The following is a 22,310-nucleotide window of genomic DNA, read 5'->3' on the forward strand; positions in this document are numbered from 1 at the left end:
CACCCCGCTGCCGACGTCGCGCAACTCACCCCCCGTCTGTGGAAGCAGCACTTCGCGGCCAACCCCCTGCGATCCGATCTCTTCGAAATCTCGAAGTAGTCAAGGACGCTCGTCAGTTACCGCTTACCCTGCTAGAGCAACGCCCATTACACTAGACTTAAGATTGAATTGCATACAGCCTCCTCCATTTTTATATGTTAATTAAATAAATCAACCCCGTTTTTTCTAAGGGGGGGGGGCTTACTTCCTGTTCCGTTTAATTGCTTCTGATTATTCATCTCGAAAATCCGGAATTCTTACTTCTCGTTCGTAACCGGTGGTTACGTAGTAAAGTGGTCTATCGAGCCCCTTTGGTGTCAATGTTGTAAGAAATCGATCAACAATCGATTAAACTCTTCAGCATGTTCCCATTGCGCCCAGTGACCGCACCGAGGCAAGACATGCAAGCGCGCATCATGGATGTGCCAAGCCAACTTCAATCCATGGTCAAGAGGTACGAAGCGGTCGTCGCGCCCCCAGATGACAAGCGTTTCTGCCTTGATCTCTCCTAATCTCGATGTAACGTCCCAAGCGCTCAATGGCACGCGTTGCGTACTGACAAGAAAATTTCGAAGGTGTACTTGATTATGCTGAATAGCCCGCCAGCGGCCCTCAATCAGTTCATCGGTGATCTGGGTCTGATCAAAAACAAATACCGATAGCATTTGCTTCAAATTTTCAAGCGTAGGCTCGGCATACAGCTTGAAAAGCAATTTGATGCCTTCCATGGGCATCGCGGAAAACAGACTCGAGCCAAGCCCCCCCGGCCCCATCAGAATGAGCTTACCGATGCGCTCCGGATATTCGATGGCAAAATTCAGTGCGGTGGCCCCCCCCATCGAGTTGCCCACCAGGTGCGCTTTTCCGATGTTTAGGGCATCCATCAAACCCTTGACGGCGCGTGCGTTCACGAGACCTCGCTGTTCGTCCATTACGACGGGGTCGGATTTATTAAATCCTGGCGAGTCCTTCAAAATCACGCGATAACCGGCTTGAACCAGCGGGCCCAGATTGCGGCTATAGTTACTCCATCCACCTGCCCCGGGCCCACCACCGTGCAACATGATGACGGCCTCGCCGTCGCCAGCTTCGTTGAAATGAACCTGGAAGTCTTCAAATCCCTTCTCGTTGATCTTGGCAAACCTGCTGGTTGTAGATTCCGTATATTGATTCATTTGCATCTCTCCCCCTGTTAAATATATAAAACGCTCAGCGCCAAGGGGCATTATGCGGAGGCAATAGAGCGATCCTTAGCCATGGTGATGGCGGTATCCTCGATCATGTCCTCCTGCCCGCCGACCATACCGCGGCGGCCCAGCTCGACCAGAATGTCGCGGGCCGGCACGCCGTACTTGGCGGATGCCCGCTTGGCAAAGAGCAGGAAGGAGCCATAGACCCCGGCATAACCCAGGGTCAGCGCATCACGGTCGATGCGGATCGGGAAGTCCATCATTGGCACCACGAGGTCTTCGGCAACGTCGGTGATCTTGGCGACATCGACACCGGTTTCGATGCCCATCAGGCTGCACACGGCGATCAGGACTTCCATCGGCGTATTACCGGCACCGGCACCGAGGCCGGCCGCAGCAGCATCGATGCGGTTGGCGCCGACTTCAATGGCGGCGATGGAGTTGGCGACGCCCATGGCCAGGTTGTGGTGGCCGTGGAAGCCGAGTTCGGTTTCCGGCTTGAGGGCAGCGCGCACAGCACCGAGACGTTCCTTGACGCCTTCCGGAAGCAGATGACCGGCCGAGTCGGTGACGTAGATGCAGTTGGCGCCGTAGCCTTCCATGAGCTTGGCTTGCTTGACGAGACCTTCGGCGCTGTTCATGTGGCTCATCATGAGGAAGCCGACGGTATCCATGTCGAGCTTGCGGGCCATGGTGATGTGCTGCTCGGAGACATCGGCCTCGGTGCAGTGGGTGGCGACACGGATGGTGTTGACGCCGAGTTCGCGCGCCATCTTGAGGTGATCGACGGTGCCAATGCCAGGCAGCAGCAGGGCCGAGACCTTGGCCTTCTTCATCTTGGGAATGACGGTGCCGAGGTATTCTTCGTCGGTATGGGCCGGGAAGCCGTAGTTGACCGAGGAACCACCGAGGCCGTCGCCGTGGGTGACTTCGATCAGCGGGATGCCGGCTTCGTCGAGGCCGGTGGCGATGCTGACCATCTGGTCGAGGGTCATCAGGTGACGCTTGGGATGCATGCCATCCCGCAGGGTCATGTCGTGGACGGTAACGGTCTTGCCTTTGGCGGTCATGATTATTTTCTCCGTATCAGTTGGAACCGCAACCGGCCAGTTTGGGGGAACCGGTAGCAACCCTGGGTTCGAGGGTGAGGCGACCAGCAATAATTTCTTCGGCGAACATTTCGGCGGTACGGGCACCGGCAGCAGTCATGATGTCGAGGTTACCGGCGTAGGTCGGGAGGAAATCCCCGAGTCCGGTGACTTCCATGTAGACGGACACACGGTTGCCGTCGAATACTGGACCGTTGACCAGGCGATAGCCCGGCACGTATTTCTGGACTTCCTTGATCATGGCGTGGATGGATTCAGTTATTTTTTCCTGATCAGGCGCGGTTTCGGTCAGGCAATGCACGGTGTCGCGCATGACAAGCGGTGGTTCGGCCGGGTTGATGATGATGATGGCCTTGCCTTTTTTGGCGCCGCCAACCTTTTCGACAGCACTGGCGGTCGTGCGGGTGAATTCGTCGATATTCTTGCGGGTGCCGGGGCCGGCGCTCTTCGAAGAGACAGTGGCGACGATTTCGCCGTAAGCGACCGGCTGGACACGGGAGACGGCTGCAACCATCGGGATGGTGGCTTGTCCGCCGCAGGTGACCATATTGACGTTCATTTCGCGCTTGCCGACGTGCTCGACGAGGTTGACCGGCGGCACGCAGTAGGGGCCGATGGCCGCCGGCGTCAGGTCGATCATCAGGACGCCGAGCTCATTGAGCTTACGACTATTCTCGGCATGGACGTAGGCGCTGGTCGCATCGAAGGCGATCTGGATGCTATCGGCGAGGACATGCGGCAGGAAGCCATCGACGCCGGTGGCACAGGTCTTGAGGCCCATGTCGGCGGCGCGCTTGAGGCCTTCGGATTCGGGGTCGATGCCGATCATCCACACCGGTTCGAGGAAGGGGCTGCGCTTAAGTTTGTACAGAAGATCGGTGCCGATGTTGCCCGGGCCGATCAGGGCGCACTTAATCTTGTTCATCAAAACTCCAATTCATAAAGCATAGATTTAACATGCACATATACACAATTCTTTTGGGGGTGGCGTTATTTGCATGGCACGTCCCTCTGCAAACTTAGCCTATTGGAAATCAGTATTGCTGAGGAATACCGCAACACAAGGAGCGGCATAGTGACTTAGTGGCATCCAATAACCCCACGTCAATGGCTATCCAGTCAGACAAAGGAGACGGAACAACTACCGATACCTCCAATTGCCACACGATAATGGTCGCCTGCATGAACACTAAACATACTCGCAAGCGCCCCAGAAAGAATAATTTCTCCTGCCTTAAGTGGAATTCCCAGGCCACCAAGTGTATTCCCCAACCAAACTACAGCATTGATAGGAGACCCCAACGCCGCCGCCCCTGCTCCTGTCGCCACAATCTCACCATTCTTTTCCAAGACCATGCCACAAGTTGTTAGATCAAGCTTCCTCGGATCGGCCATGGTGTTTCCGAGCACGAATAGGCCGCAGGAAGCGTTGTCTGCGACCGTATCCTGTATCTGGATTTTCCAGTCCCGAATACGCGAATCGACAATTTCAAAGCAAGGCATAACAAAATCGGTAGCCGCAAGGACTTCGGCTGCGCTGATTCCTGGCCCCATCAAGTCGCGCTTTAACACAAAGGCAATTTCGCCTTCAATTTTTGGCTGAATAAGCGATTCAATTGGAATGCGCGCTCCGTCACTGATAGACATTCCATCGAGCAAATACCCGAAATCAGGCTGATAGACCTTGAGCAGATCCATTACAGGCCGACTTGTGATTCCAATTTTCTTTCCAACAATTCTCTCTCCTGCTTTTTGGCGGCAGGAAATCATCCGTAACTGAATCCTGTAAGCGTCATCAATTGAGATACTGGGATAACGGTTGCTCAAAGGCTCGAGCATTCTTTTTGCACATAATGCGTCGTAAAGCTCGTCTCCCAGCTTGGTGACAATATCTTCATCCATCATGCCATTCAATCTCCTATTCGGAACTTTAGTAAATCCACCGTCTGCCGTCATAGACCGCTAGCTTTTGTTTAGAAAATCACACAGCTCTCACTTTGTCCTAAAGGCGTTTTCCTATCCCCCCCAAACATCTGAAAATCCACCGTTTGGGAAGAATAGTTTGATCACACGCTATTTTTGTTTCCGGAGCGACTTGTGCCCCCACATGGCTGTGCGACTGTGGCGGGTCATTGTCCAGTTGCAATCGTCAACAGCACGAGCGCCCCAACCAAATTCCATTTCGAATCCTGATGGCGTCCGGGCATAAAATGAAACCATATGGTCGTTTACATGTCTGCCAATAGTGGTGGTCAGGTAGCTATTGGGCTTTTCTTCTGCAACTCCAAGATTGGAATCGGTAGTTTGGTCATCAAAACCGTCCAAACGATCACATGCATGCCCAACGTCATCCAGCGTGGCGGCTTGGAGCATGAAATGGTGGATGCGCTTAGGCATGGGGGCTTCAGCGATTGCCATGGTATGGTGACGTCCATTACAATGCAGAAAGTGGCCACGTACCGTCATATCCGGACCTAAAGGAATATCGATTACGTCCGACAATTTGAAGCCAAGCACGTCAACGTAAAATGACAAACCCTTGACAACATCTGGAACGGCATAAAAATAGTGCCCCAACCCTTGCTCTCCCGTTTGAAAGCCTGTTACGCCCGTTGGCGAAACAAAGGGTTTTTCGTAGGAATCCCCCGCGCCATAGAAGATTTCTATTTGCATGCCGAACGGGTCTTTGAAGGCAATCAGATCAAGCACATCGCGCTTTTTCGCGAGATCGCCAACATCGCTTATGATTTTTACTCCAGCTTCCTGAAGTCGGACACGCATTTTTTCTAGAGCGCTAGGATTAGCAACTTCAAATCCTGCGAATGCCAGATCATCCAAGTCGCCTTGTTCTACGCCAATACGCCAGCTTCTCGAATCCATTCGAAAACGGGCCTGTTCATCTGTTGAGCATGGCGTTTCCATCAAACCGGCCAGCTTGGTGAGATACCGCCGCCATTCCGGAACATCGTTTACGGAAAACCCCATATAACCCAATGCCTTGATCTCCATCCTATTTCTCCTTGGTTGGTTATGAATCACTTCTGTAGTTTCAGTTTCTCTTCAAGATCTTTGCCACCAACTGCAGAGAAGAGGCCGCGAACGCCCATCCCACCGTCGTAGTTGAGAACAGCGCCGGTGGCTGGAGCTGCATCTCCGTGGTTGGCAAAAAATACATACGCTCCGGTGTACTCCCTCACATCGGGCATTCGACCAATTGGGAGGACGGATTCAAGTAATTCGCTAAGCGGAATACTCGAAATGGAACGATCCCCCATGCCCAACGATTGCGGGCCGCGTAAATCCGTTGCCATGCCTCCAGGCGCTACACCATTGACGCGGACATAGGGAGCCAGTTCATAAGCAAGCTCTTTTACAACACCAATCAGTGCATGCTTCGATGCGGTATATAGCGGGCCGCCGCCATTGGGATAAAAGCCAGCATTTGAAATCGTGAATATGACCCCCCCCCGACTCGAAACGAGATAAGGAAGAGCAGCCTTCACCGCGAGGAGACCGGATTTGACATTGATATGAAAGATTTCGTCGAAAGACTCATCGATCCTTTCGTCTGGGATATCCACCAACGGGGTGTTGTAATCCCAGATTCCAACATTGGGAATCAGAGTATTGATCTTTCCAAAGGAATCCACGCACCGCTGGACTGCGGTTTTATTGTCAGCCAGCAAGCGGGCATCACCCGCGACTCCGATCACCCGCCCTGGATGCATCGACTCTAGCTCTTGGATGCCTTTCTCGCATCTGTCGAGCACCCCCACCTTTGCACCTTCCGTAACGAAGCGTTCGACGAGCGCACGACCAAGCCCAGATGCACCGCCTGTAATAAAGACAACCTGATCTTTCAGATTCATCTTGCTATCTCCAAATTGAAGCGCGACATACATTCCATATTTTGTCCGTAGTCATCATCTAGGCGGTTACGGTTCGCGCCGCATTCCCCTTGAGTAGTTCGCGGATGCTTATTTCCGTATCAGCGAGGTGGTCAGGCACTATCTCTATTTCGGACATCACTAAACGGCTTACGCCACCGAAGTCCTTGGTCGCATTAATCGCCACCGCAGCCAGCGCCTTGCCGTCCAAGACCCGGAACAGCACGGTTTGCTGATTGGGTTCGAACTCGCCACGCTGCACATATTCACCGGGTCCCTGCATATCCCCAATCATCTGGATGCGGTGCCCTGCGATCTCGGTCCACGATGTAGCGACTTGGGGCACCGGATTGTATTCGCCTAGCATCGCGGCTACCGCCGCTTCCGCCTGTTGCTGCGAGTTGATATAGGTCTCTAGCGCGCGGCGGCCCCCGTGCCTTAGGGGCCACACAGCTACGTCGCCAGCGGCGTAAATATCGGGCGATGATGTTTGTCCGCACGCATCGACCACTACGCCTTGATTGCAGGCGACGCCAGCTGCCTTCAACAGGGTATCTTCCGGATCGCCGCCAATGCTGGCCAATACGAGTTCGGCTTCCAACTCTCTGCCATCAGCAAACACCAGCGAACGCACACTGCGTTCACCGCTAAGATGCGAAATATGCGCATTCAATTCGATTCGAACGCCCATTGCCTCGAGTTGCTCGCGGCACCACGCGCCAACTTGCCGGCCTAGAACGCGCGTCAGTAACTCATCGGCGCATTCCAGGATCGTGACTTCAAGTCCCGCTTTGCGCGCGGAGGTAGCCACTTCACAGCCGATCAGACCCCCACCGATAATTACGAGGGATTTCGCCGCCGTGAAGGCCTGGCGTAACGCGGCGCAATCCGCGAAGTTGCGAAGGCTGAACACGCCTTCCAGATTGCCGCCAGGAATAGACAGCTTGCGCGGTCGCATTCCGGTGGCGAACAAAAGCCGGTCGAAGTCCAGGCTCAAACCTGAGTGCAGGGTTACAAGGCGCTCCTTGGCGTTGATCGCAAATACGGGGTCGCCCAGATGCAGTTCAATCCCTTCGCTCTCAAACCAAGCGGCCTCCATCAGCAGAGGCGGAGTCTCCTGCGCCCCCCCTAGAACCCCTTTTGACAATGATGGGCGATCATAGGGCAGCCGGGATTCGTTGCCGATCAGATGAATCCGTCCGGCATATCCCCTTGCGCGAATGGCGCGCGCAGCCGTTGTCCCGGCGTGTCCCGCGCCAACAATGACGATACTCTTGATCATTGGACAATATCTCCGGCGCTAAAATCGATGTACACAGCATTTCCTTCTACATGTATCGGAAAGACTTTCAGCGGTTTAGTCGGTGGATATGCTTTGACTTTTCCTGTCCGAACGCAGAATTTCCCGCAGTGCAGCGAACACTCAACGACATCCCCGTCCAAGTACCCTCCCTCGGACAGAGACCAATCGCCGTGAGTGCAACGATCTTGTGTTGCAAATAGCTCTCCGTCCACATTGAAGATCGCGACATCGAATTCTTCGCCGGAAATTTTGAGCGCTTCGCCGACAGGGATATCACTAACCTCACAAACTTTCTCAAAACTCATAATTCTTCACCTCGTAGATTGGACTTAACTTTTGAATCCGCTCAATTTTTTTCTGCATCAACAGCATGGGCTTGGTTCAAGCGGTCGCCTACCTGGCGCCAGAGGCTGATTCCCCATATGATCCACACCAAATGAATAGCAAGTGTAGTAAGCCCAAACCACAGGGTCTCGCCACTTAAGACTATGCTATAGACATCCCACATTGCGTCAAAAATCTCGATGAGCACAACGACAGGAATAATGCCTGCATAGCGAATGGGTTCGCGCAGGGCCCAAAGGGCAAGCACACCCACAGCGCCAAGCTGCATCCCGACCACGAGCCATGCATCCTGAAGCAGCATCATGAGTTCCCCTTGAAAGCCATTCGCGACAGAGGGGTACATCAGCATCAGGACGGCAGCACTACGGGCAGGAAGCAGTCCCAAAAAATTTAGTAAATAAAAGATGCCGATTGCAGCCAGGAAACGGCGGATTGCTTTATCGTTCATTGCTTCCTCCTGAACGACAGGATTCACACCCCAGGTGCGAACCCTGTCGTCGGTTCTCCGATACCCCAGCCTTAGAAGAACATGCTCAGATTGTTGGCCGTGATCGTGCCTTGATCGAGCAATACTGTGCGCTTGTCGATCTTGAAACCCAGACCATCATTTACCCGCAGGAGAATATCGCGACGCTCCCCGACGTAAATGTCAGTCATTCGTTCAAGACGATTGCGATAGCACAAGAAGGCGGAACTCACTTCGAGCTTCTCAGCTGACACTTCGCGCACAATCACATTAGTGATCATGTGACGGGATCGGGAAGGGGGGTCTTCGGTCCAGTTAAGGCCTGACAACCTGCCACGGATACGGGCAGTCAATCGACTGTGGTCTTCGTCGAAGTGGGCGTTACATCCCGGACCGTAGTATTCCAGGTTCGAATTCTTTGTGGTCTGAGTGGTCCGAATTGGAACCCAATAATGGATGTCCTCAGTGAGCAGGGTTAACCATTCTTGATATTTACGATGATCAAGAAGTTGCGCTTCCCGATAGTAAAACTGTTCGACTGCGTTTTGGAGCTCAAGACTCACAGGCTTTTCGAGATAATTAAACGGTTGTGTCAATTCTATGGACATGGAACGTCTCCATTATTTCGTTTGGATCGACGTTTCGGCAGGTCTGGCCTGACGAGTAGATCTATTTGGTTAGTGCGGCAGGGATAACGACTTGGGCGGCGGTTAATTACGGCCTGAGGGTTTCCCAGCTCGGCTCGGACATCATGCGGCTCCAGTGGTGATACATACCGCGCGCAGCCTCCTCACCATAGACATAACTGGTCTTCCCGGGGAAATCCGGATTGTTTGCATTAGGCTTACCGACCCCCATTGAGGCGCAGAACGGTCGACTGCGGGCCATATGCCCCCGCAAGACACGCTGTACTTCAACCCAGTTTTCACCATCGTCCTGCTCGTAGGTTCCGCCCTGGTTGAAGGTCATGATGTTCATTCGGCGATATTCGTCCTTGATTTCTGCGGGGGCATCAGCATCAACAACAATGAACGACCAGACTTCGAGTTCGTTCGGTCCACGTGGATGCCAAGTACGAACAGTATTGATGCCCGGCAGGAATGAACAGGTCGGGAAAATTGTCATGTGTTGCGCAACCATGCGGTTAGCTGGCAGTTTGTTGCCAAGCCGCACCTGTGCGCGTTCAGCGGCCGGACCCTTTGTCCAATAGTCCACAACTTTTGGCCCCATAATTGCGTACAGCAGGGAGAAGTCGTCATTGAACCATCCCGTTCCATGGCCACCCCACGCCGCGCGGAATTGGTTCCCAGTAACAGGCAGCTTTACGTCGGATAGGTCTTGATCGGGACGTAGGCTGGAAACGACCCCGGCCACATGCGACATGGTGCACGCGTGATACATGTCGCTACAAAACTGTTCCGCGGCAAATTTCCAATTGCATGGAATGACGGTCCGCTGCATCCCGGTAATCACTTCGGTGCCAGCTTCGGTGCGATCAAACATCACATCCATGTATGGAGTGGCGTCACTGAGATAGTCAATCAAGGGCGGCGCTTTTGCATCCCAGTTGGCAAATACCAAGCCCTTGTAGGTATCTACCCGCGCCTGCAGCGGACCCCAGTCGGCTTTTTCGAAACCACAGTCCCCTTCTTTCTTGTCACAGAAGGCTTCCTTTTCAAACGGAACATTGACAAGATTGCCTGCGATGTCGTAGGCCCAGCCGTGATAGGTGCAAGTAAAGGACTTTGCATTACCATAAGTTGAGCGCTCAATGACCATCCCACGGTGACGGCACTGATTCAGAAACACTTTGATGGAGCGATCCCTTTGGCGAACCACGATAACCGGGTCTTCGCCCATATACGTCGTGATGTAGTCACCTGGATTTGGAATATGCCCCTCGTGGCAAACCAGCAGCCACGAACGAGCGAAAATCCGTTCTAGTTCCAGTTCATACAGATCCTGGTCACTGTAGATACGTGGGTCAAGCAGCCCTAGTTCTTCGTCGACGAGGCCACGAATCTCCTCGGGACTCCACTTTCGAGAAAGCCTAATCGTGGCTTGTGAAACTTCGTTCATTGACGAACTCATATTTATCTCCTCAATTGCCCTTGGTGAAGAGCTGTTAAACGCACCTATAAATTTAGCTTGCGGCGTAGGTGCTTCACCGCAGCAATGCAAACTGCCGAACTACACTGACCGACGACTCAATGTGCTGACGCAGCAGCAGGGAACATTGTTCGGCGTCACGCGCAAGCGCACTTTGAAAAATGAGCTCGTGCTCCGCGTGGACATTTCTCTCGGGCAAAGTGTGGGGCGACGTAAGGCGCCGGTAGCGCTCGAGGTGAATATTCAGAACAGCCAAGAATCTGAAGGTCCAATCGGACGAACAGGCGCTAATAAGTGAACGGTGGAAATTGCGATTCGCTATCTCCCATTGGTCAAACTCGTCATCAGGGTTACGCATTACGTGCTCATCGGACCGAGCGAGTTCGCTATATGCGGCAACCAAATTGCTTTCCCATTCAGAGCCACCACACTTCACACTTTCGCGAACAGATTCACACTCAAGCGCTATGCGGGTTCGAGTGAGCCCCTCCAAGTCTTGCAACGACATTGGCGCCACGAAAAAGCCTCGCTGGGTCTTGGCATGCACCAAGCCATCAGAAACCAGGAGGCTCAGGGCTTCACGCACTGTCCCGCCACTTACATCGAAACGCCTCTGAAGGTCATCAATCAGCAGTCTCGATCCTGCCGACAAGACTCCTTGCACAATTTCGCATCGAAGCCTGTGCATAACTGACTCAATCAGACTGCGCGGCTTTCCTTTAGGCGACGCAACGCCGGCCGCAAAAAGGTCAATGCCAATTGCTTCTTTACCCAACGCTGGCTGATTCATCGCTCTTCTCACCTATCTTTTCTGAAATTGACCTTCGAAAGCGCCTAGAGACAGCACATCGCACTTGTGGCGGCGCTGCTGCTCGACTGGCGACGTACTTGTCACGAGTGTCGATTAACGATAATCGATTTTTTGGAGGTTCGCACGCTGCAGCGCAGCATTGCAAGAGCACCACTAAGTGCTCTGGTACGAACGACTGGCCCAAGCGATGATCTTTTGGGAAGACGAACCCTGCTCAGGGGCGTACATCTGGAAGCACGCTCAGCTCAACACTGACGCGCCGGCCCCGCCTTTCAAGCGCGTCGAACTGCAAGGCCTAGAATCGGGCAACAAGGCATCGGGTTGCTCGAGCCGATCTACACCACGCAGTTCGACTCGATTCGCGCCTCGTGCGTCAAGGCGATGGACGAGACGCCGATCAAGGCCCGGCGTGCGGGGCCGGGGAAGTTGAAAGCGGCGTACTTCTGGCCGGTCTACGGCGAACTCGACGAAATCTGTTTCCCGTTCTTCGAGAGTCGAAGGATCGAGCACGTCGAACAGGCGCTCGGCCTTCCGTCAAAGAGATCGCCGATCTTCTGCGCCACCAAAGCCTCGACACGGCCAACACCTACGCCCGCGTCGATCTGGAAGGGTTGTGGACCGTGGCCCTGCTGTGGCCCGGGAGTCTGCCATGAACGCCCTGGTTTCATGGATGACTCGGGTCGAGACGTATCTGGCGTATCGGCGTCGTCACGGATTCAAGCTCAGCATCGATGCCACGCAGCTTCAATCGTTTGCCCGCTTTGCTGACGAAGCCGGCACGGCAGATCACCTGACGGTGGCGCTGGCCATCGCATGGGCCCGCTCGTCGCGGCGGCGGAATCCGCTCATGTGGGCGAGTCGTAACGAGGTTCTGCGTGGCTTCGCACGTTTCTGCCTGCGCGACGATCCGGCGACGGAGATGCCGCCGCAGGGGCTCTTCGGCCCGGCGCACCGGCGCCTCGTCCCGCACATCTACACGCACAGCAGGTCCTGGCGATACCCATGAAACGCTTCGAGCGGCCCCTGCTCGAGTATCTCTCCCGCGATGAGGTTCAAGCCGTTCTCGCCGCCCCCGACACGAGCACCTGATGTGGTCACCGTGATCGGGTCATGTTCGCGTTGCTCTACAACACCGGCGCGCGAGTTTCCGAAATGATCGGCATCCGGGTGGCCGATGTCACGCTCGCCACGACGTCCTCGGTGCGCTTGCAGGGCAAGGGGCGCAAGCAACGAACCGTGCCGCTGTGGAAGGAGACGGCGGCCGAAATCGGTCACTGGTTGAAGTATGCAGACTTGCGTGCAGACCAGCCCCTGGTCCCCAACCGCAGCGGGCGACCGATGACTCGCACGAATGTGGCCGACCGACTTGCCCTCGCGATCACGGCCGCGACGACGCAGTGTCCGCGGCTGGCGGGGCGCAGAATATCGCCCCATTCCTGGAGGCACACGACGGCCATGCATCTGTGCAGGCCGGTGTCGACATCACGGTCATCGCCTTGTGGCTGGGTCACGAGAGCCCGGTCACGACCCATGGCTATGTCGAGGCTGATCTGGCAATGAAGGAACGTGCCCTCGCGACCCTCGCGCCCCCGGAGACCAAACGCAAACGCTATCGCCCAAGCGACGCCGTCCTCAAATTCCTCGAAAGCCTCTGAATTATGCAAACCTGTGCATGCGGACCACCGTACAGGAGAACGCTCGCGACGGCGTAGCTTGCCTAATAGTTGACCGAGGATAACGGCGCTTATCGAAATATTTCGATAAGCGCCGGAACTGGCTGTTCTGCTGGACCGAACTCGGCGCCAGGCAGGTCGGCATCATGCAGATGCCTGATCGTCACTTGCCGCCTGCACGAAATCGATTCGTATGACTATCTGGTCGATGTCCTGCAGCGAGTTGGTCAGCATCCGGCCAGTCAGGTCCACGAACTGACGCCACGCATGTGGAAGCAACTCTTCGCTAGCAATCCTCTCCGATCGCCTTTGCAAAATCCACAGGCGTAGGCAAGTACGCCGGGCAGTTACCGGTTACGCTTGGCCTACCTGACTGACGCTTGCGTCGGCACTTGCGCCTGAAATCTGGCACGTGCGACGGCGATCGCCGGCTGGTGGTGCTCCGCCCAAGCGATGAGTGCGGTGAGCGGGGGCATGAGCGAGGTGCCGAGCGCCGTGAGTCCGTAACGCACCGCTGGCGGCGTGGTGGAGGTCACCTCGCGCCAGACGAGCCCGTCGCGTTCGAGATGACGCAAGGTTTCGGCGAGCATTCGACGGGAGATGTCGGGTACGGCGCGGAGGAGTTCATTGAAGCGCATGGAGTTGTTGGCAAGGGTGATCAAAATCAAGACCGACCACTTGTCCCCCAGCCGATCAAGCACATCACGCACCGGGCAACTTTCGCCGTGGGTGGGCAAAGGCAGTGGAGTGGTTCCCTTATGATTACCTTGCGACATACGCGTGCCTTCTTGTGCAGTTTGACGACAGTTCCTAGAATGCACCAAGTTCTTTATTGTAACCTGAAAGGTAATGCTATGCCCCATTTTCGCGACGCACGGATTTTCATCACCGGCGCTTCGGGCAAGTTTGCCACTCAGGTGCTGCGGGCGCTCAACGCCCAAGGCGCCCGGTACGTGACCGCAGGGAGCCGGTTCCCGGTGCGGATCAGCGGGCTCGCCGAGTCAAAAATCAGGGTGGATTTCGACGACCCAGTCAGCCTGGACGAAGCCTTCGAGGGTATCGATCGATTGCTGATCGTTGCCACCGATGCTTTGGGTGAACCTGGCAAGCTCGCCCGCCAGCAGAAGGCGGCGATCGAGGCGGCCGCCAAGGCTGGCGTCGGGCATATCCTCTACACCTCGATGACCAACCCTGGACCTGAAAGTCTGATCCCCTTCGCGCCGGACCATCGCAGCAGTGAGGAGGCGGTCATCGCCACCGGCATCCCTTACACCATTCTGCGTAACAACTGGTATTTCGACAACCTGCTGTTCACGATGCCCTCGGTGCTTGCGTCGGGGCGCTGGTACACCGCGGCCGGCGATGGGACAGTGGGCTATGTGACGCGCCTCGACTGCGCGGCAGCGGCCACAGGCGCCCTGCTCACAGAGGACCAGTCATCGATCCAGGACATCACCGGCCCTGTGGCCTTGACCGTTGACGCGCTGGCAACCGCGACCAGCAAGCAACTGGGCAAGCCCATCGAGGTGGTCCAGGTCTCCGACGACGCGCTCGCGGCCGGGATGCGCGACGCAGGGGTCCCCACCCATTCGTTGAGCTCATGGTCGCCTTTGATGCCAACGTGCGCGCAGGGCACATGAACGTGGTCACCGATGCGGTGACATACTTCGCTGGCCGTGAACCGCAAAGCCTGGGCGACTGGCTGGCGGTGAACCGCACGGCCCTGACAAGCTGAGCCCATGCGCCGCCAGCCCACGCGCTACCTCCCTCACTGCGGCGGGCCCCGTTTTTTCATGGGCTGGATCCACCCGACACTTACGAACTCACCTGGCCGGCGCCGGGTGCGCCATGGCTGGCCGAGCGAGCGGGCTGCTCGAGGCCGCAGCCATCGCCACCGCCTTCGACGGACAGGGCTTCGACCACGGGGTGTTCGTGCCACTGAAGATCGCCCCTCCCAAAGCAAGATTTCCATGCGCGCAGACGTCGCTCAAAGCCGGCCTCGGCCTCGACGTTCACTTGACCGCAGGCGCGGCGCTCGCCCCGTTGCGCGAGGAAGGGGTGCTGATCATCGGCTCGGACAACAGCTTCCACAACATGCAGGAGATGATAGCGGGTATGCACGGGCGCAGCCGGGTGCGAGCCGTGAATTCGATGCCTGGCTGGAGGCGGTCGCCGCCGACACGCGTGAGGAACATCTGTTACCCCTGCATGTGGTGGCTGGCGCCGCCGCTGGCGAGCCACGCCGCAAGATGCTGGAAGATCACGTCATGGGCACCGTGGAGAGTGCCTTTGAATATGGAGGTATGGAGGCAGGCCATGAGCTTCGAATTTCCGCCACGCCCGGGCGAACGTCCGCGGACCACGCCTTGTGCACCGCACACCCAGATCAGCCAGAACAGCGCTCCGGAGGTGCACCGGACCTTCAAGGTACACGCATCGAGTTGCCTTCGTGCGCAGCGAGCCATCGAGAATCTCGGTCCCCGGGGCCGAGGCTCTGGTGCTATCCCATGAGCGCGCATGTGGTCCGCCCCAAGCCTTCATGGTCGGTCGCGAGTTCGCCCATGTGCATCCGGCTGATGACGGTTCGATGCACCTGATTCTGCCCCTGGAGCTGGTCAGCAAAGGCTGGGGCGAGCCACATCCCATGGCCGAGGCGGGCTACATCCCGGCCAATGCCGTGATGGCCTACGCGCCCCGGGACATCGCCGAGATCGACATCCTGCTGGGCATCCTGCGCACCTCCTGGGACTTTGCCTGCGGCCATATAAATCTACCTTCAACCATCGTCATCCATGAATGAGGAGAAAGCAGTGACTCAAAACAACCGTGATTTGTACTCACCGGCCACCGTCGCCGGCCACCGGCTACAGAACCGCATCGTCATGGCGCCGATGACGCGCAACCGCGCCATCGAGAATCTGCCCAACGCGCTGATGGCCGAGTATTATGCGCAGCGCGCCTTGGCCGGGCTGATCATCACCGAAGGCACCAGCCCCTCGCCCGAAGGCCTGGGTTATCCGCGCATTCCAGGGCTGTTCTCAGAGGCCCAGGTGGCCGGCTGGAAGGGCGTCACCGGCGCGGTTCACAGCCGCGGCGCCAAGATCTTCGTCCAGTTCATGCACACCGGACGTATTGGCCATCCGCACAATCTGCCGCAGGGCGCGCAGGTACTGGCTCCCTCGGCCATCGCCGCCGCCGGCGAGATCTACACCGACCGCGCCGGCATGCAGCCGCACCCGGCGCCCCGGGCGATGAGCCTCGACGACATCGCCCGCACCCGGCAGGATTTCGTCAAGGCGGCCCAAAACGCCATTGCTGCCGGTTTCGACGGGGTCGAGCTGCACGGCGCCAACGGCTACCTGCTGGAGCAGTTCATCCGCCCCACCAGCAACCAGCGCAGCGACGACTACGGCGGCCCGATCGAAAACCGCGCCCGTTTCGTGCTGGAAGTGGCCAGGGCCACGGCAGAGGCCATCGGCGCCTCCAGGGTGGGCATTCGCCTCTCGCCCTACGGCGTGTTCAACGACATGCCGCCTTACGCGGAAATGGAGGCCGACTACACCTACCTGGCCGAGCAATTGGGCAAGCTGGGGCTGGCGTATCTACACATCGTGGATCATTCCGCCATGGGCGCGCCTGCAGTGCCGGAGCAGATCAAGCAGGCCATGCGCGCGGCCTTCGGCGGCCCCGTCATCCTGGTCGGCGCTTATGACGCGCAGCGCGCCCAGGACGATCTGAACGCCGGCCGCGCGGATCTGATCGCGGTCGGGCGTGATTTTCTCGCCAACCCGGACCTGCCCGACCGGTGGCAACAGGGGTTGGCGCTCAACGCGCCGGACTTCGACACTTTCTACACTCCCGGCGAGAAAGGCTACACGGACTACCCTACCCGCGCCGCTTAGCCGGCCACCTCGCACGCCGCGGTGATCGACAGGGACGATCGGTCATCGCATGGCGGCGCGGCAGAAGCTGATCTACATCACGTGGCCCGATGAACAGAGGGTGCTCGTCACCCGGTTCACGTCATGGCCTAGCCAAACTGCCGCCTGAACCTGCGCACGCCAATACCGAAGATCCCCACCCCCAGCAGCGTCAATCCCAGCAGCGAATCCCACAGCACGTCGAGCCCCGCGCCCTTGAGCAGGATGCCGTAGCCCATCTCGATGAAGTAATAAAGCGGCGAGAGGTACATTGTCTCGCGCAGTCCGGCGGGCATGGCCTCGGGCGGGGTCCAGGCGCCGGACAGGAAGACCATGGGCATGAGGATGAAAATGGCCAGCATCGCCGCCTGGGCCAGGTTGCGGCTCAGGGTGGCGATGTAGAGACCGAGCCCGGAGGTGGCGACGGTGTAGAGGGTGGTCACGGCGAAAAACAGCGGCAGGCTGCCCTTGATGGGCACGCCGAAGACCGGCACCAGGACCAGGAACAGGGAGATTGCGGTGCCCGCGAGGATCACCAGGGTCATGGAGATCACCTTGGGCAGCAGGATCAGCGCCGGGGTCAGCGGCGAAACCAGCAGTTGCTCGATGGTGCCGCGCTCCTTCTCGCGCACCGCGGCGGCGGCCGGCAGCATGATGGCCATGACGGTGATGACGGTCAGCAGCTCCGAGATGGGGATGAACCAGGCATCGTTCTGGTTCGGGTTGTACCAGACGCGGTGCTGGTCCTGGATCATGGGGACAGTGTCGAGGCTCGCCTCGCTCGCCCCCATGCGCGCCAGCGCCGCCTCGAAGCCGTAGCGACCGATGATCTGGCCACTGTAGCTGGCGGCCAGCGTCCCCAGCACGGTGTTGCTGGTGTCCACCAGAACCTGCACGTCCGTGGGCCGGCCGCTCTGCAGGTCACGCTGAAAGTAGGGAGGGATGTCCAGCACCGCCAGCGCCTGCCCCTGGTCCAGCAGCGCCTGCCCTTCGCGGCTGTCCTGGATCTCGCCGCCCAGCTGGAAATAAGGCGGACGGAAGCGGTAGATCAGCTCGCGGGAGGCGGCGCTGTGATCGGCATCGTGCACCACCACCGTGGCATGGTTGAGCTCCAGGCGCACATTGCGGGTCATGTAGATGTCGGCGGTGAACAGGAAGACGATGGCGAACATCAGAAAGCCGTCGCGAAAGAGCTGCAGCAGCTCCTTGACTGTCATCGCTGCCAGCCGCGACCACCAGAGTGTCAACCTTGAGTTCATGTGCGCGGTCTTTTGTGAAAGAGCGCGAAGCTGATCAGCCACAGCACGGCCGCGTAAATGGCCAGCGCCAATGCCTTGCCCCAGAGCTGTTCCAGGCCCACCCCCTTGAGGAAGCTGCCCAAGGCGATGTCGGTGAAATACATGGCGGGAAACAGGTGCGCCTCGAATTGCCCCTGCGGGTCCATGGAGGCGATGGGCACCAGCAGGCCCGAGTACAGCACGGAGGGGATGATGGTCATGACTACGGTCAGCATCATCGCCGCCACCTGGGTGCGCACGATGAGCGAGGCGAGCAGGCCGATGCCCGTGGTGCAGGTGACATAGATCACCGAGGAGAGGAAGAAGAACAGCGGATCGCCCTTGAACGGCACGCCGAACAGACCGGTGGCGAGCGCCCACAGAATGAGGCTGTTGACGATGGAGATACCCACGTAGGGCAGGAGCTTGCCGGCCAGGAATTCGCCGCGGGTGACGGTGGAGGCATAGATGTTGTAGATGGAGCCGCTCTCCTTCTCGCGCACCACCCCCAGCGCGGTGAGGAATGGAGGCGCCACCATCAGCACCAGCATGACCAGCGCCGTGGCGATCGACCAGGTGCTCTTGAGCTCCTGGTTGTAGAGATAGCGCAGCTGCACCCGCACCGGCTGGGCGAGCGCCGCCGCCCGTTCCGGCGCGACGCCGAAGCGGCGGCTGATATAGGCGGCCAGCAGTTCGCCGTTGAAGGCCGCGTTGATGGCGATGACGTAGGCCTTGCTGGTCGAGGCGCGAAACGGGAAGGTGCCGTCGATCAGGCTCTGCACCGCCGCGGGCCGCCCCGCCATGAGGTTCTCCTCGAATTTTGGCGGAACCACGATGGCGAAGCGGATGCGGCTGTCGGCGAGCAGGGGGTCGAGCTCGCGTTCGCTCTTCACATGGCCCCGGTAGTCGAAGTAGCGCGAGTCGATGAAGCGGTGGGTGTAGTCGCGCGAGAGGGCGCTGCGGTCATGGTCCACCACCGCGAACGGGATATGCTCCACGTCGAGCGACAGGCCGTAGCCGAAGACCAGCATCAGCGCAGCGGGCACCACGAAGGCCAGCGCGAGAAACAGGCGGTCGCGCACGATCTCGCGCCACTCCTTGTGGGCCAGCGCCGCGATGCGTGCGAGGTTCATAGCCGCTGCTCCCCCTGTTCCAAGGCCGTGATCCGGTAGACGAACACATCCTCCAGCGAGGGCGGGCGCGGTGTCACGCCGGCGAGCCCGATGCCGCGGCCGGCGAGGATGGTCTGAATCTCGCGCGTCGCGGTGTGCGCATCGCGGGCAAACAGATGGATGTGCCGGCCGAACAGCGCCACCCCCGCGAAGCCCGCCTGCTCCAGCAGCGCCATGGCGGCCAGCGGCCGGTCGGTGGCGACCTCCAGCAGCTCGCCGGCCTCCTCGCGCAGGGCCTGCTTCAATGCCGCGGGCGGGTCGTCGGCGACGATCCGTCCGGCGTGCATCAGGGCCAGGCGGTCGCAATGCTCGGCCTCGCTCATGTAGTGGGTGGTGATGAGGATGGCGACCTGCTCCACGCGGGCGAGATGGACGAGGATGTCCCAGAAGCGGCGCCGGCCGATCGGGTCCACGCCGGAGGTGGGTTCGTCCAGGAACAGGATGCGCGGCCGATGCACCAGGGCGCAGGCGAGCGCCAGGCGCTGGCGGATGCCCAGCGGCAGGCGGCCCGCCAGCTGCCGCTCGCGGCCCGTAAGCCCGGTCAGCTCCGCCACCTGTTCGATGCGCTCGCCAGCCGCGTGCCGCGCTACGCCGTAGATGCGGGCATAGAGGCGCAGGTTCTCCAGCACGCTCAGGTCCTGATACAGGGAAAACGCCTGGGAGGTGTAGCCGATGCGCGCCTTGATCGCCTGCGCGGCAAAGTGCATGTCGGCCCCGGCCACCCGCCCCTCGCCATCGCTGGGCGGCAGAATGCCGGTGAGCATCTTGATCAGCGTGGTCTTGCCGGCACCGTTGGCGCCCACCAGACCGAAGATATCGCCCTGATGGACGGTGAAGCTCGCGCGATCCACGGCACGGAAGCCGTCGAAATCCCGCGTCAGATCCTTGGCGAGGATGGCGACATCGTCGCCAGGCGGATCGCCGTCGCCGGCCCGAGGTTTGGCAACGGCCCTCTCCTCGACCAGCCGCTGCCGGCGCAGGAGGGCGACGAAGGCGTCCTCGAGATCGGGCGTGGTGGCGTGCAGGTCCCGCAGAGACAGTCCCTTGAGGAGCCCGGCTACCGTGCCGACGGCGGCTTCGGGCTCCGCGTCGTCCACGAACACCCGCAGCCGCGGCCCCACCGACTCCGCCTGCGCAAGGCTGGCCTGGATGCGGTCCAGCGCCTCCACCTGCGGCTCGGCCTCGAGTTCCACCACGCTGCCCGGCGTCCGGGCCCGGATCGCATCGGGTTCGCCGCTCGCAAGCACGCGCCCGCCGTGCATCAGGGACAGGCGGTGGAAGCGCTCGGCCTCGTCCATGTAGGCGGTGGAGATCAGGGCGGTGATGCCATTCTCGCGCAACAGCTCGGCGAGGATGGCCCAGAAATCCCGGCGCGAGACCGGATCGACACCGGTGGTGGGCTCGTCCAGGACGATGAGCTCCGGCTCGTGGATCAGGGTGCAGACGAGGCCGAGCTTCTGCTTCATGCCGCCGGAGAGGTGTTTCATCGGCCGGCCGGTGAAGCGGTCGAGCCGCGTCATGGCCAGGAGCTTCGCCTTGCGCGCGGCAATCTCTGCGGCCGGCACGCCGCGCAGGCGGGCGAAAAAGTCGATGTTTTCTTCCACCGACAGCTCGGGATAGAGGTTGAGGCCCAGGCCCTGGGGCATGAAGCCGAGCCGGCCCTTCACCCGCTCGGCCGCCGCCTCCGAATCGATGCGGATGCCGAACATTTCGATCGAGCCCTCCTCGAAGGCGAGCACCCCGGCGACGGCCTTCATGAGGCTGGACTTGCCGGCGCCGTCCGGCCCGATGAGGCCGTAGATTTCACCGCGCCGCACCTCGAGATCGACCCCGGCGACCGCCGCCTGCCGGCGATAGCGCTTGCCGAAACCCTGCACCCGGACGGCCGGCGCGGGCGTTAGCGGCGCGGCTTCGCCCATGGGGTGTCCTCGCGCCAACGGATGATGGCATCGGCCGGCAGCCCCGGCGTGAGGCGGTGCTCCGGGTTTACATCCAGATACAGCTTGACCGCATAGACCAGCTTGACCCGCTCGTCCGGTGTTTGCACCTCCTTCGGCGTGAACTCCGCCCGCGCGGCGATGTAGCGCACCGTGGCGGGGAACGGCCGGTCGGGGAAGGCGTCGGTGTACACCCGCGCCGGCAGCCCCAGGCGCACCTTGCCGATGTCCTTCTCCGGCACATAGGCCTTGAGATAGAGGCGGTCGAGATCGACGATGTCGAAAAGCGGCGCACCCGCGCCGACCACCTCGCCCGCATTCACCAGACGCTGGGTGATGATGCCGTCGGCAGGCGCGACAATGGCGAGATCGGCGAGCACGCTCTCGGCCTCTTTCAGCGCGGCCCGCGCCTGATCGAGCTGGGCGGCCAGGGCCTTGACTTCATCCTCCCTGGCGCGCAGCCGTTCATCGCCCAGACGCGCCTGGGCAAGCTGCCTTTCCGCCACGCGCACGGCCTCTTCGGCCGAGCGCGCCTGGTTGGCCGCAACCTCGGCGGCCAGCGCCATCTGCTCGTAACGGTGCCGATCCACCGTTCCCGCCTCGGCCAGCCTGCGGAAGCGCTCGGCATCCCGCGCCGCCTGCTCCGCGCTGGAGTGGGCCGAGGCGAGCTGCGCGCGGGCATGGGCGAGGTTGGCCTCGGCGGTTTGGATCGCCAGGGGCAGGTCCTTGCGCGCGACTGCGAGCGCCGTCTGCGCAGCCCGCCATTGCGCCTCCATGGCGCTTGCCGCCTGGCGGGCCTGATCGAGTCTGGCGCGGACCTGGGCATCGTCCAGGCGGGCGAGCACCTTGCCCTTCTGCGTGCTATCCCCTTCGCGGGCAGGGAGATCAGCCACCTTACCCGGCATCTTGCCGGCGACGGCATAGTGATCGCCCTCGATACGGCCGTTGGCTTGGATCAGTCCATCAGGCAGCGGCGGCGTGCGCAGCCAGAACCACCAACCCGCGACGGCGAGCAGGGCCAGCACGGTCAATCCGGAAACGAGCCCAACGGACGGGATGTTTTTCTTCACGC

The 22,310-nt window shown here is 59.5% G+C and carries 23 protein-coding genes and 2 pseudogenes; 7 read left to right on the plus strand and 18 right to left on the minus strand.

Annotation, left to right across the window (positions count from 1 at the left end; genetic code table 11):
* Nucleotides 1-356: 356 nt before the first annotated feature.
* The 12 genes from bphD to GPA27_RS04215 form a co-directional block, all read right to left on the minus strand.
* The gene (gene bphD / locus GPA27_RS04160) at nucleotides 357-1,214 is read right to left on the minus strand and encodes a 2-hydroxy-6-oxo-6-phenylhexa-2,4-dienoate hydrolase (protein ID WP_050417863.1); all 858 of its coding nucleotides are present in this window, start codon (nucleotides 1,212-1,214) and stop codon (nucleotides 357-359) included.
* 50 nt (nucleotides 1,215-1,264) lie between these two features.
* The gene (dmpG, locus tag GPA27_RS04165) at nucleotides 1,265-2,299 is read right to left on the minus strand and encodes a 4-hydroxy-2-oxovalerate aldolase (protein ID WP_050417864.1); all 1,035 of its coding nucleotides are present in this window, start codon (nucleotides 2,297-2,299) and stop codon (nucleotides 1,265-1,267) included.
* A gap of 16 nt (nucleotides 2,300-2,315) precedes the next feature.
* Nucleotides 2,316-3,266: an acetaldehyde dehydrogenase (acetylating) gene (locus GPA27_RS04170; protein WP_269469643.1), complete on the minus strand. Its 951-nt coding sequence runs from the start codon at nucleotides 3,264-3,266 to the stop codon at nucleotides 2,316-2,318.
* A gap of 191 nt (nucleotides 3,267-3,457) precedes the next feature.
* Nucleotides 3,458-4,240: a 2-oxopent-4-enoate hydratase gene (gene dmpE, locus GPA27_RS04175; RefSeq protein WP_083447177.1), complete on the minus strand. Its 783-nt coding sequence runs from the start codon at nucleotides 4,238-4,240 to the stop codon at nucleotides 3,458-3,460.
* A 171-nt stretch (nucleotides 4,241-4,411) separates the two neighbouring features.
* Entirely contained in the window at nucleotides 4,412-5,347 is a 936-nt protein-coding gene (locus tag GPA27_RS04180; RefSeq protein WP_174718467.1) for a VOC family protein, read from the minus strand.
* 26 nt (nucleotides 5,348-5,373) lie between these two features.
* Complete coding sequence (gene bphB / locus GPA27_RS04185) at nucleotides 5,374-6,207, minus strand: cis-2,3-dihydrobiphenyl-2,3-diol dehydrogenase (RefSeq protein WP_050417867.1); 834 nt, start codon at nucleotides 6,205-6,207, stop codon at nucleotides 5,374-5,376.
* A gap of 58 nt (nucleotides 6,208-6,265) precedes the next feature.
* Nucleotides 6,266-7,507, minus strand: a complete 1,242-nt coding sequence (locus GPA27_RS04190; RefSeq protein WP_050417868.1) for an NAD(P)/FAD-dependent oxidoreductase — start codon at nucleotides 7,505-7,507, stop codon at nucleotides 6,266-6,268.
* Complete coding sequence (locus tag GPA27_RS04195) at nucleotides 7,504-7,833, minus strand: non-heme iron oxygenase ferredoxin subunit (RefSeq protein WP_083447100.1); 330 nt, start codon at nucleotides 7,831-7,833, stop codon at nucleotides 7,504-7,506. The genes GPA27_RS04190 and GPA27_RS04195 overlap by 4 nt, the downstream gene beginning before the upstream one ends.
* A gap of 41 nt (nucleotides 7,834-7,874) precedes the next feature.
* The gene (locus GPA27_RS04200) at nucleotides 7,875-8,321 is read right to left on the minus strand and encodes a BphX family protein (protein WP_121430499.1); all 447 of its coding nucleotides are present in this window, start codon (nucleotides 8,319-8,321) and stop codon (nucleotides 7,875-7,877) included.
* A gap of 71 nt (nucleotides 8,322-8,392) precedes the next feature.
* Nucleotides 8,393-8,947, minus strand: coding sequence for an aromatic-ring-hydroxylating dioxygenase subunit beta (locus GPA27_RS04205; RefSeq protein WP_050417870.1), 555 nt, complete (start codon nucleotides 8,945-8,947; stop codon nucleotides 8,393-8,395).
* 106 nt (nucleotides 8,948-9,053) lie between these two features.
* Complete coding sequence (locus tag GPA27_RS04210) at nucleotides 9,054-10,430, minus strand: aromatic ring-hydroxylating dioxygenase subunit alpha (RefSeq protein ID WP_050417871.1); 1,377 nt, start codon at nucleotides 10,428-10,430, stop codon at nucleotides 9,054-9,056.
* Nucleotides 10,431-10,503: 73 nt separating this feature from the next.
* Nucleotides 10,504-11,238, minus strand: coding sequence for a GntR family transcriptional regulator (locus GPA27_RS04215; protein ID WP_083447101.1), 735 nt, complete (start codon nucleotides 11,236-11,238; stop codon nucleotides 10,504-10,506).
* A 303-nt stretch (nucleotides 11,239-11,541) separates the two neighbouring features.
* Here GPA27_RS04215 and GPA27_RS04220 point away from each other — a divergent pair.
* The 4 genes and pseudogenes from GPA27_RS04220 to GPA27_RS04235 form a co-directional block, all read left to right on the plus strand.
* A pseudogene (locus GPA27_RS04220) lies at nucleotides 11,542-11,787 on the plus strand (IS66 family transposase); the annotation flags it as partial.
* Nucleotides 11,788-11,908: 121 nt separating this feature from the next.
* Nucleotides 11,909-12,265 carry a hypothetical protein gene (locus GPA27_RS04225; protein WP_232299290.1) on the plus strand — a complete coding sequence of 119 codons (357 nt, stop codon included), beginning with the start codon at nucleotides 11,909-11,911 and terminating at the stop codon, nucleotides 12,263-12,265.
* A gap of 146 nt (nucleotides 12,266-12,411) precedes the next feature.
* Nucleotides 12,412-12,819, plus strand: a complete 408-nt coding sequence (locus tag GPA27_RS04230) for a tyrosine-type recombinase/integrase (RefSeq protein ID WP_232299460.1) — start codon at nucleotides 12,412-12,414, stop codon at nucleotides 12,817-12,819.
* A gap of 205 nt (nucleotides 12,820-13,024) precedes the next feature.
* Nucleotides 13,025-13,262 (plus strand): annotated as a pseudogene (locus GPA27_RS04235) (transposase domain-containing protein); the annotation flags it as partial.
* Between the two features lie 35 nt (nucleotides 13,263-13,297).
* On the opposite strand, the gene GPA27_RS04240 reads toward GPA27_RS04235, so the two are convergent.
* Nucleotides 13,298-13,708, minus strand: coding sequence for a winged helix-turn-helix transcriptional regulator (locus tag GPA27_RS04240; protein ID WP_076600364.1), 411 nt, complete (start codon nucleotides 13,706-13,708; stop codon nucleotides 13,298-13,300).
* 78 nt (nucleotides 13,709-13,786) lie between these two features.
* On the opposite strand from GPA27_RS04240, the gene GPA27_RS04245 reads away from it, so the two are divergent.
* Nucleotides 13,787-14,572, plus strand: a complete 786-nt coding sequence (locus tag GPA27_RS04245; protein ID WP_169138093.1) for an NAD(P)H-binding protein — start codon at nucleotides 13,787-13,789, stop codon at nucleotides 14,570-14,572.
* A gap of 372 nt (nucleotides 14,573-14,944) precedes the next feature.
* On the opposite strand, the gene GPA27_RS04250 is transcribed toward GPA27_RS04245, so the two are convergent.
* Nucleotides 14,945-15,127: a hypothetical protein gene (locus GPA27_RS04250; RefSeq protein ID WP_050417873.1), complete on the minus strand. Its 183-nt coding sequence runs from the start codon at nucleotides 15,125-15,127 to the stop codon at nucleotides 14,945-14,947.
* 344 nt (nucleotides 15,128-15,471) lie between these two features.
* Here GPA27_RS04250 and GPA27_RS04255 point away from each other — a divergent pair, with 344 nt between their 5' ends.
* Both GPA27_RS04255 and GPA27_RS04260 read left to right on the plus strand, forming a co-directional pair.
* A complete protein-coding gene (locus GPA27_RS04255; protein WP_050417874.1) occupies nucleotides 15,472-15,732 on the plus strand; it encodes a luciferase domain-containing protein in 261 nt (86 codons plus the stop codon).
* A gap of 10 nt (nucleotides 15,733-15,742) precedes the next feature.
* Nucleotides 15,743-16,834 (plus strand): alkene reductase, encoded by a 1,092-nt coding sequence (locus GPA27_RS04260; protein WP_232299291.1) that lies wholly within the window; start codon nucleotides 15,743-15,745, stop codon nucleotides 16,832-16,834.
* 128 nt (nucleotides 16,835-16,962) lie between these two features.
* On the opposite strand, the gene GPA27_RS04265 is transcribed toward GPA27_RS04260, so the two are convergent.
* The 4 genes from GPA27_RS04265 to GPA27_RS04280 are packed head-to-tail and all read right to left on the minus strand — an operon-like array spanning nucleotide 16,963 to nucleotide 22,308.
* Entirely contained in the window at nucleotides 16,963-18,069 is a 1,107-nt protein-coding gene (locus GPA27_RS04265; protein WP_198149583.1) for an ABC transporter permease, read from the minus strand.
* Nucleotides 18,070-18,107: 38 nt separating this feature from the next.
* Complete coding sequence (locus GPA27_RS04270; protein WP_050417877.1) at nucleotides 18,108-19,262, minus strand: ABC transporter permease; 1,155 nt, start codon at nucleotides 19,260-19,262, stop codon at nucleotides 18,108-18,110.
* Nucleotides 19,259-21,220 (minus strand): ATP-binding cassette domain-containing protein, encoded by a 1,962-nt coding sequence (locus tag GPA27_RS04275; protein WP_050417878.1) that lies wholly within the window; start codon nucleotides 21,218-21,220, stop codon nucleotides 19,259-19,261. Before GPA27_RS04275 ends, GPA27_RS04270 begins: the two co-directional genes overlap by 4 nt.
* Entirely contained in the window at nucleotides 21,199-22,308 is a 1,110-nt protein-coding gene (locus tag GPA27_RS04280; protein ID WP_050417879.1) for an HlyD family secretion protein, read from the minus strand. The genes GPA27_RS04275 and GPA27_RS04280 overlap by 22 nt, the downstream gene beginning before the upstream one ends.
* Between the last annotated feature and the right edge of the window lie 2 nt (nucleotides 22,309-22,310).

Source organism: Aromatoleum toluolicum (genome assembly GCF_012911005.2).
In the GTDB taxonomy this organism is placed as follows: Bacteria; Pseudomonadota; Gammaproteobacteria; order Burkholderiales; family Rhodocyclaceae; genus Aromatoleum; species Aromatoleum toluolicum.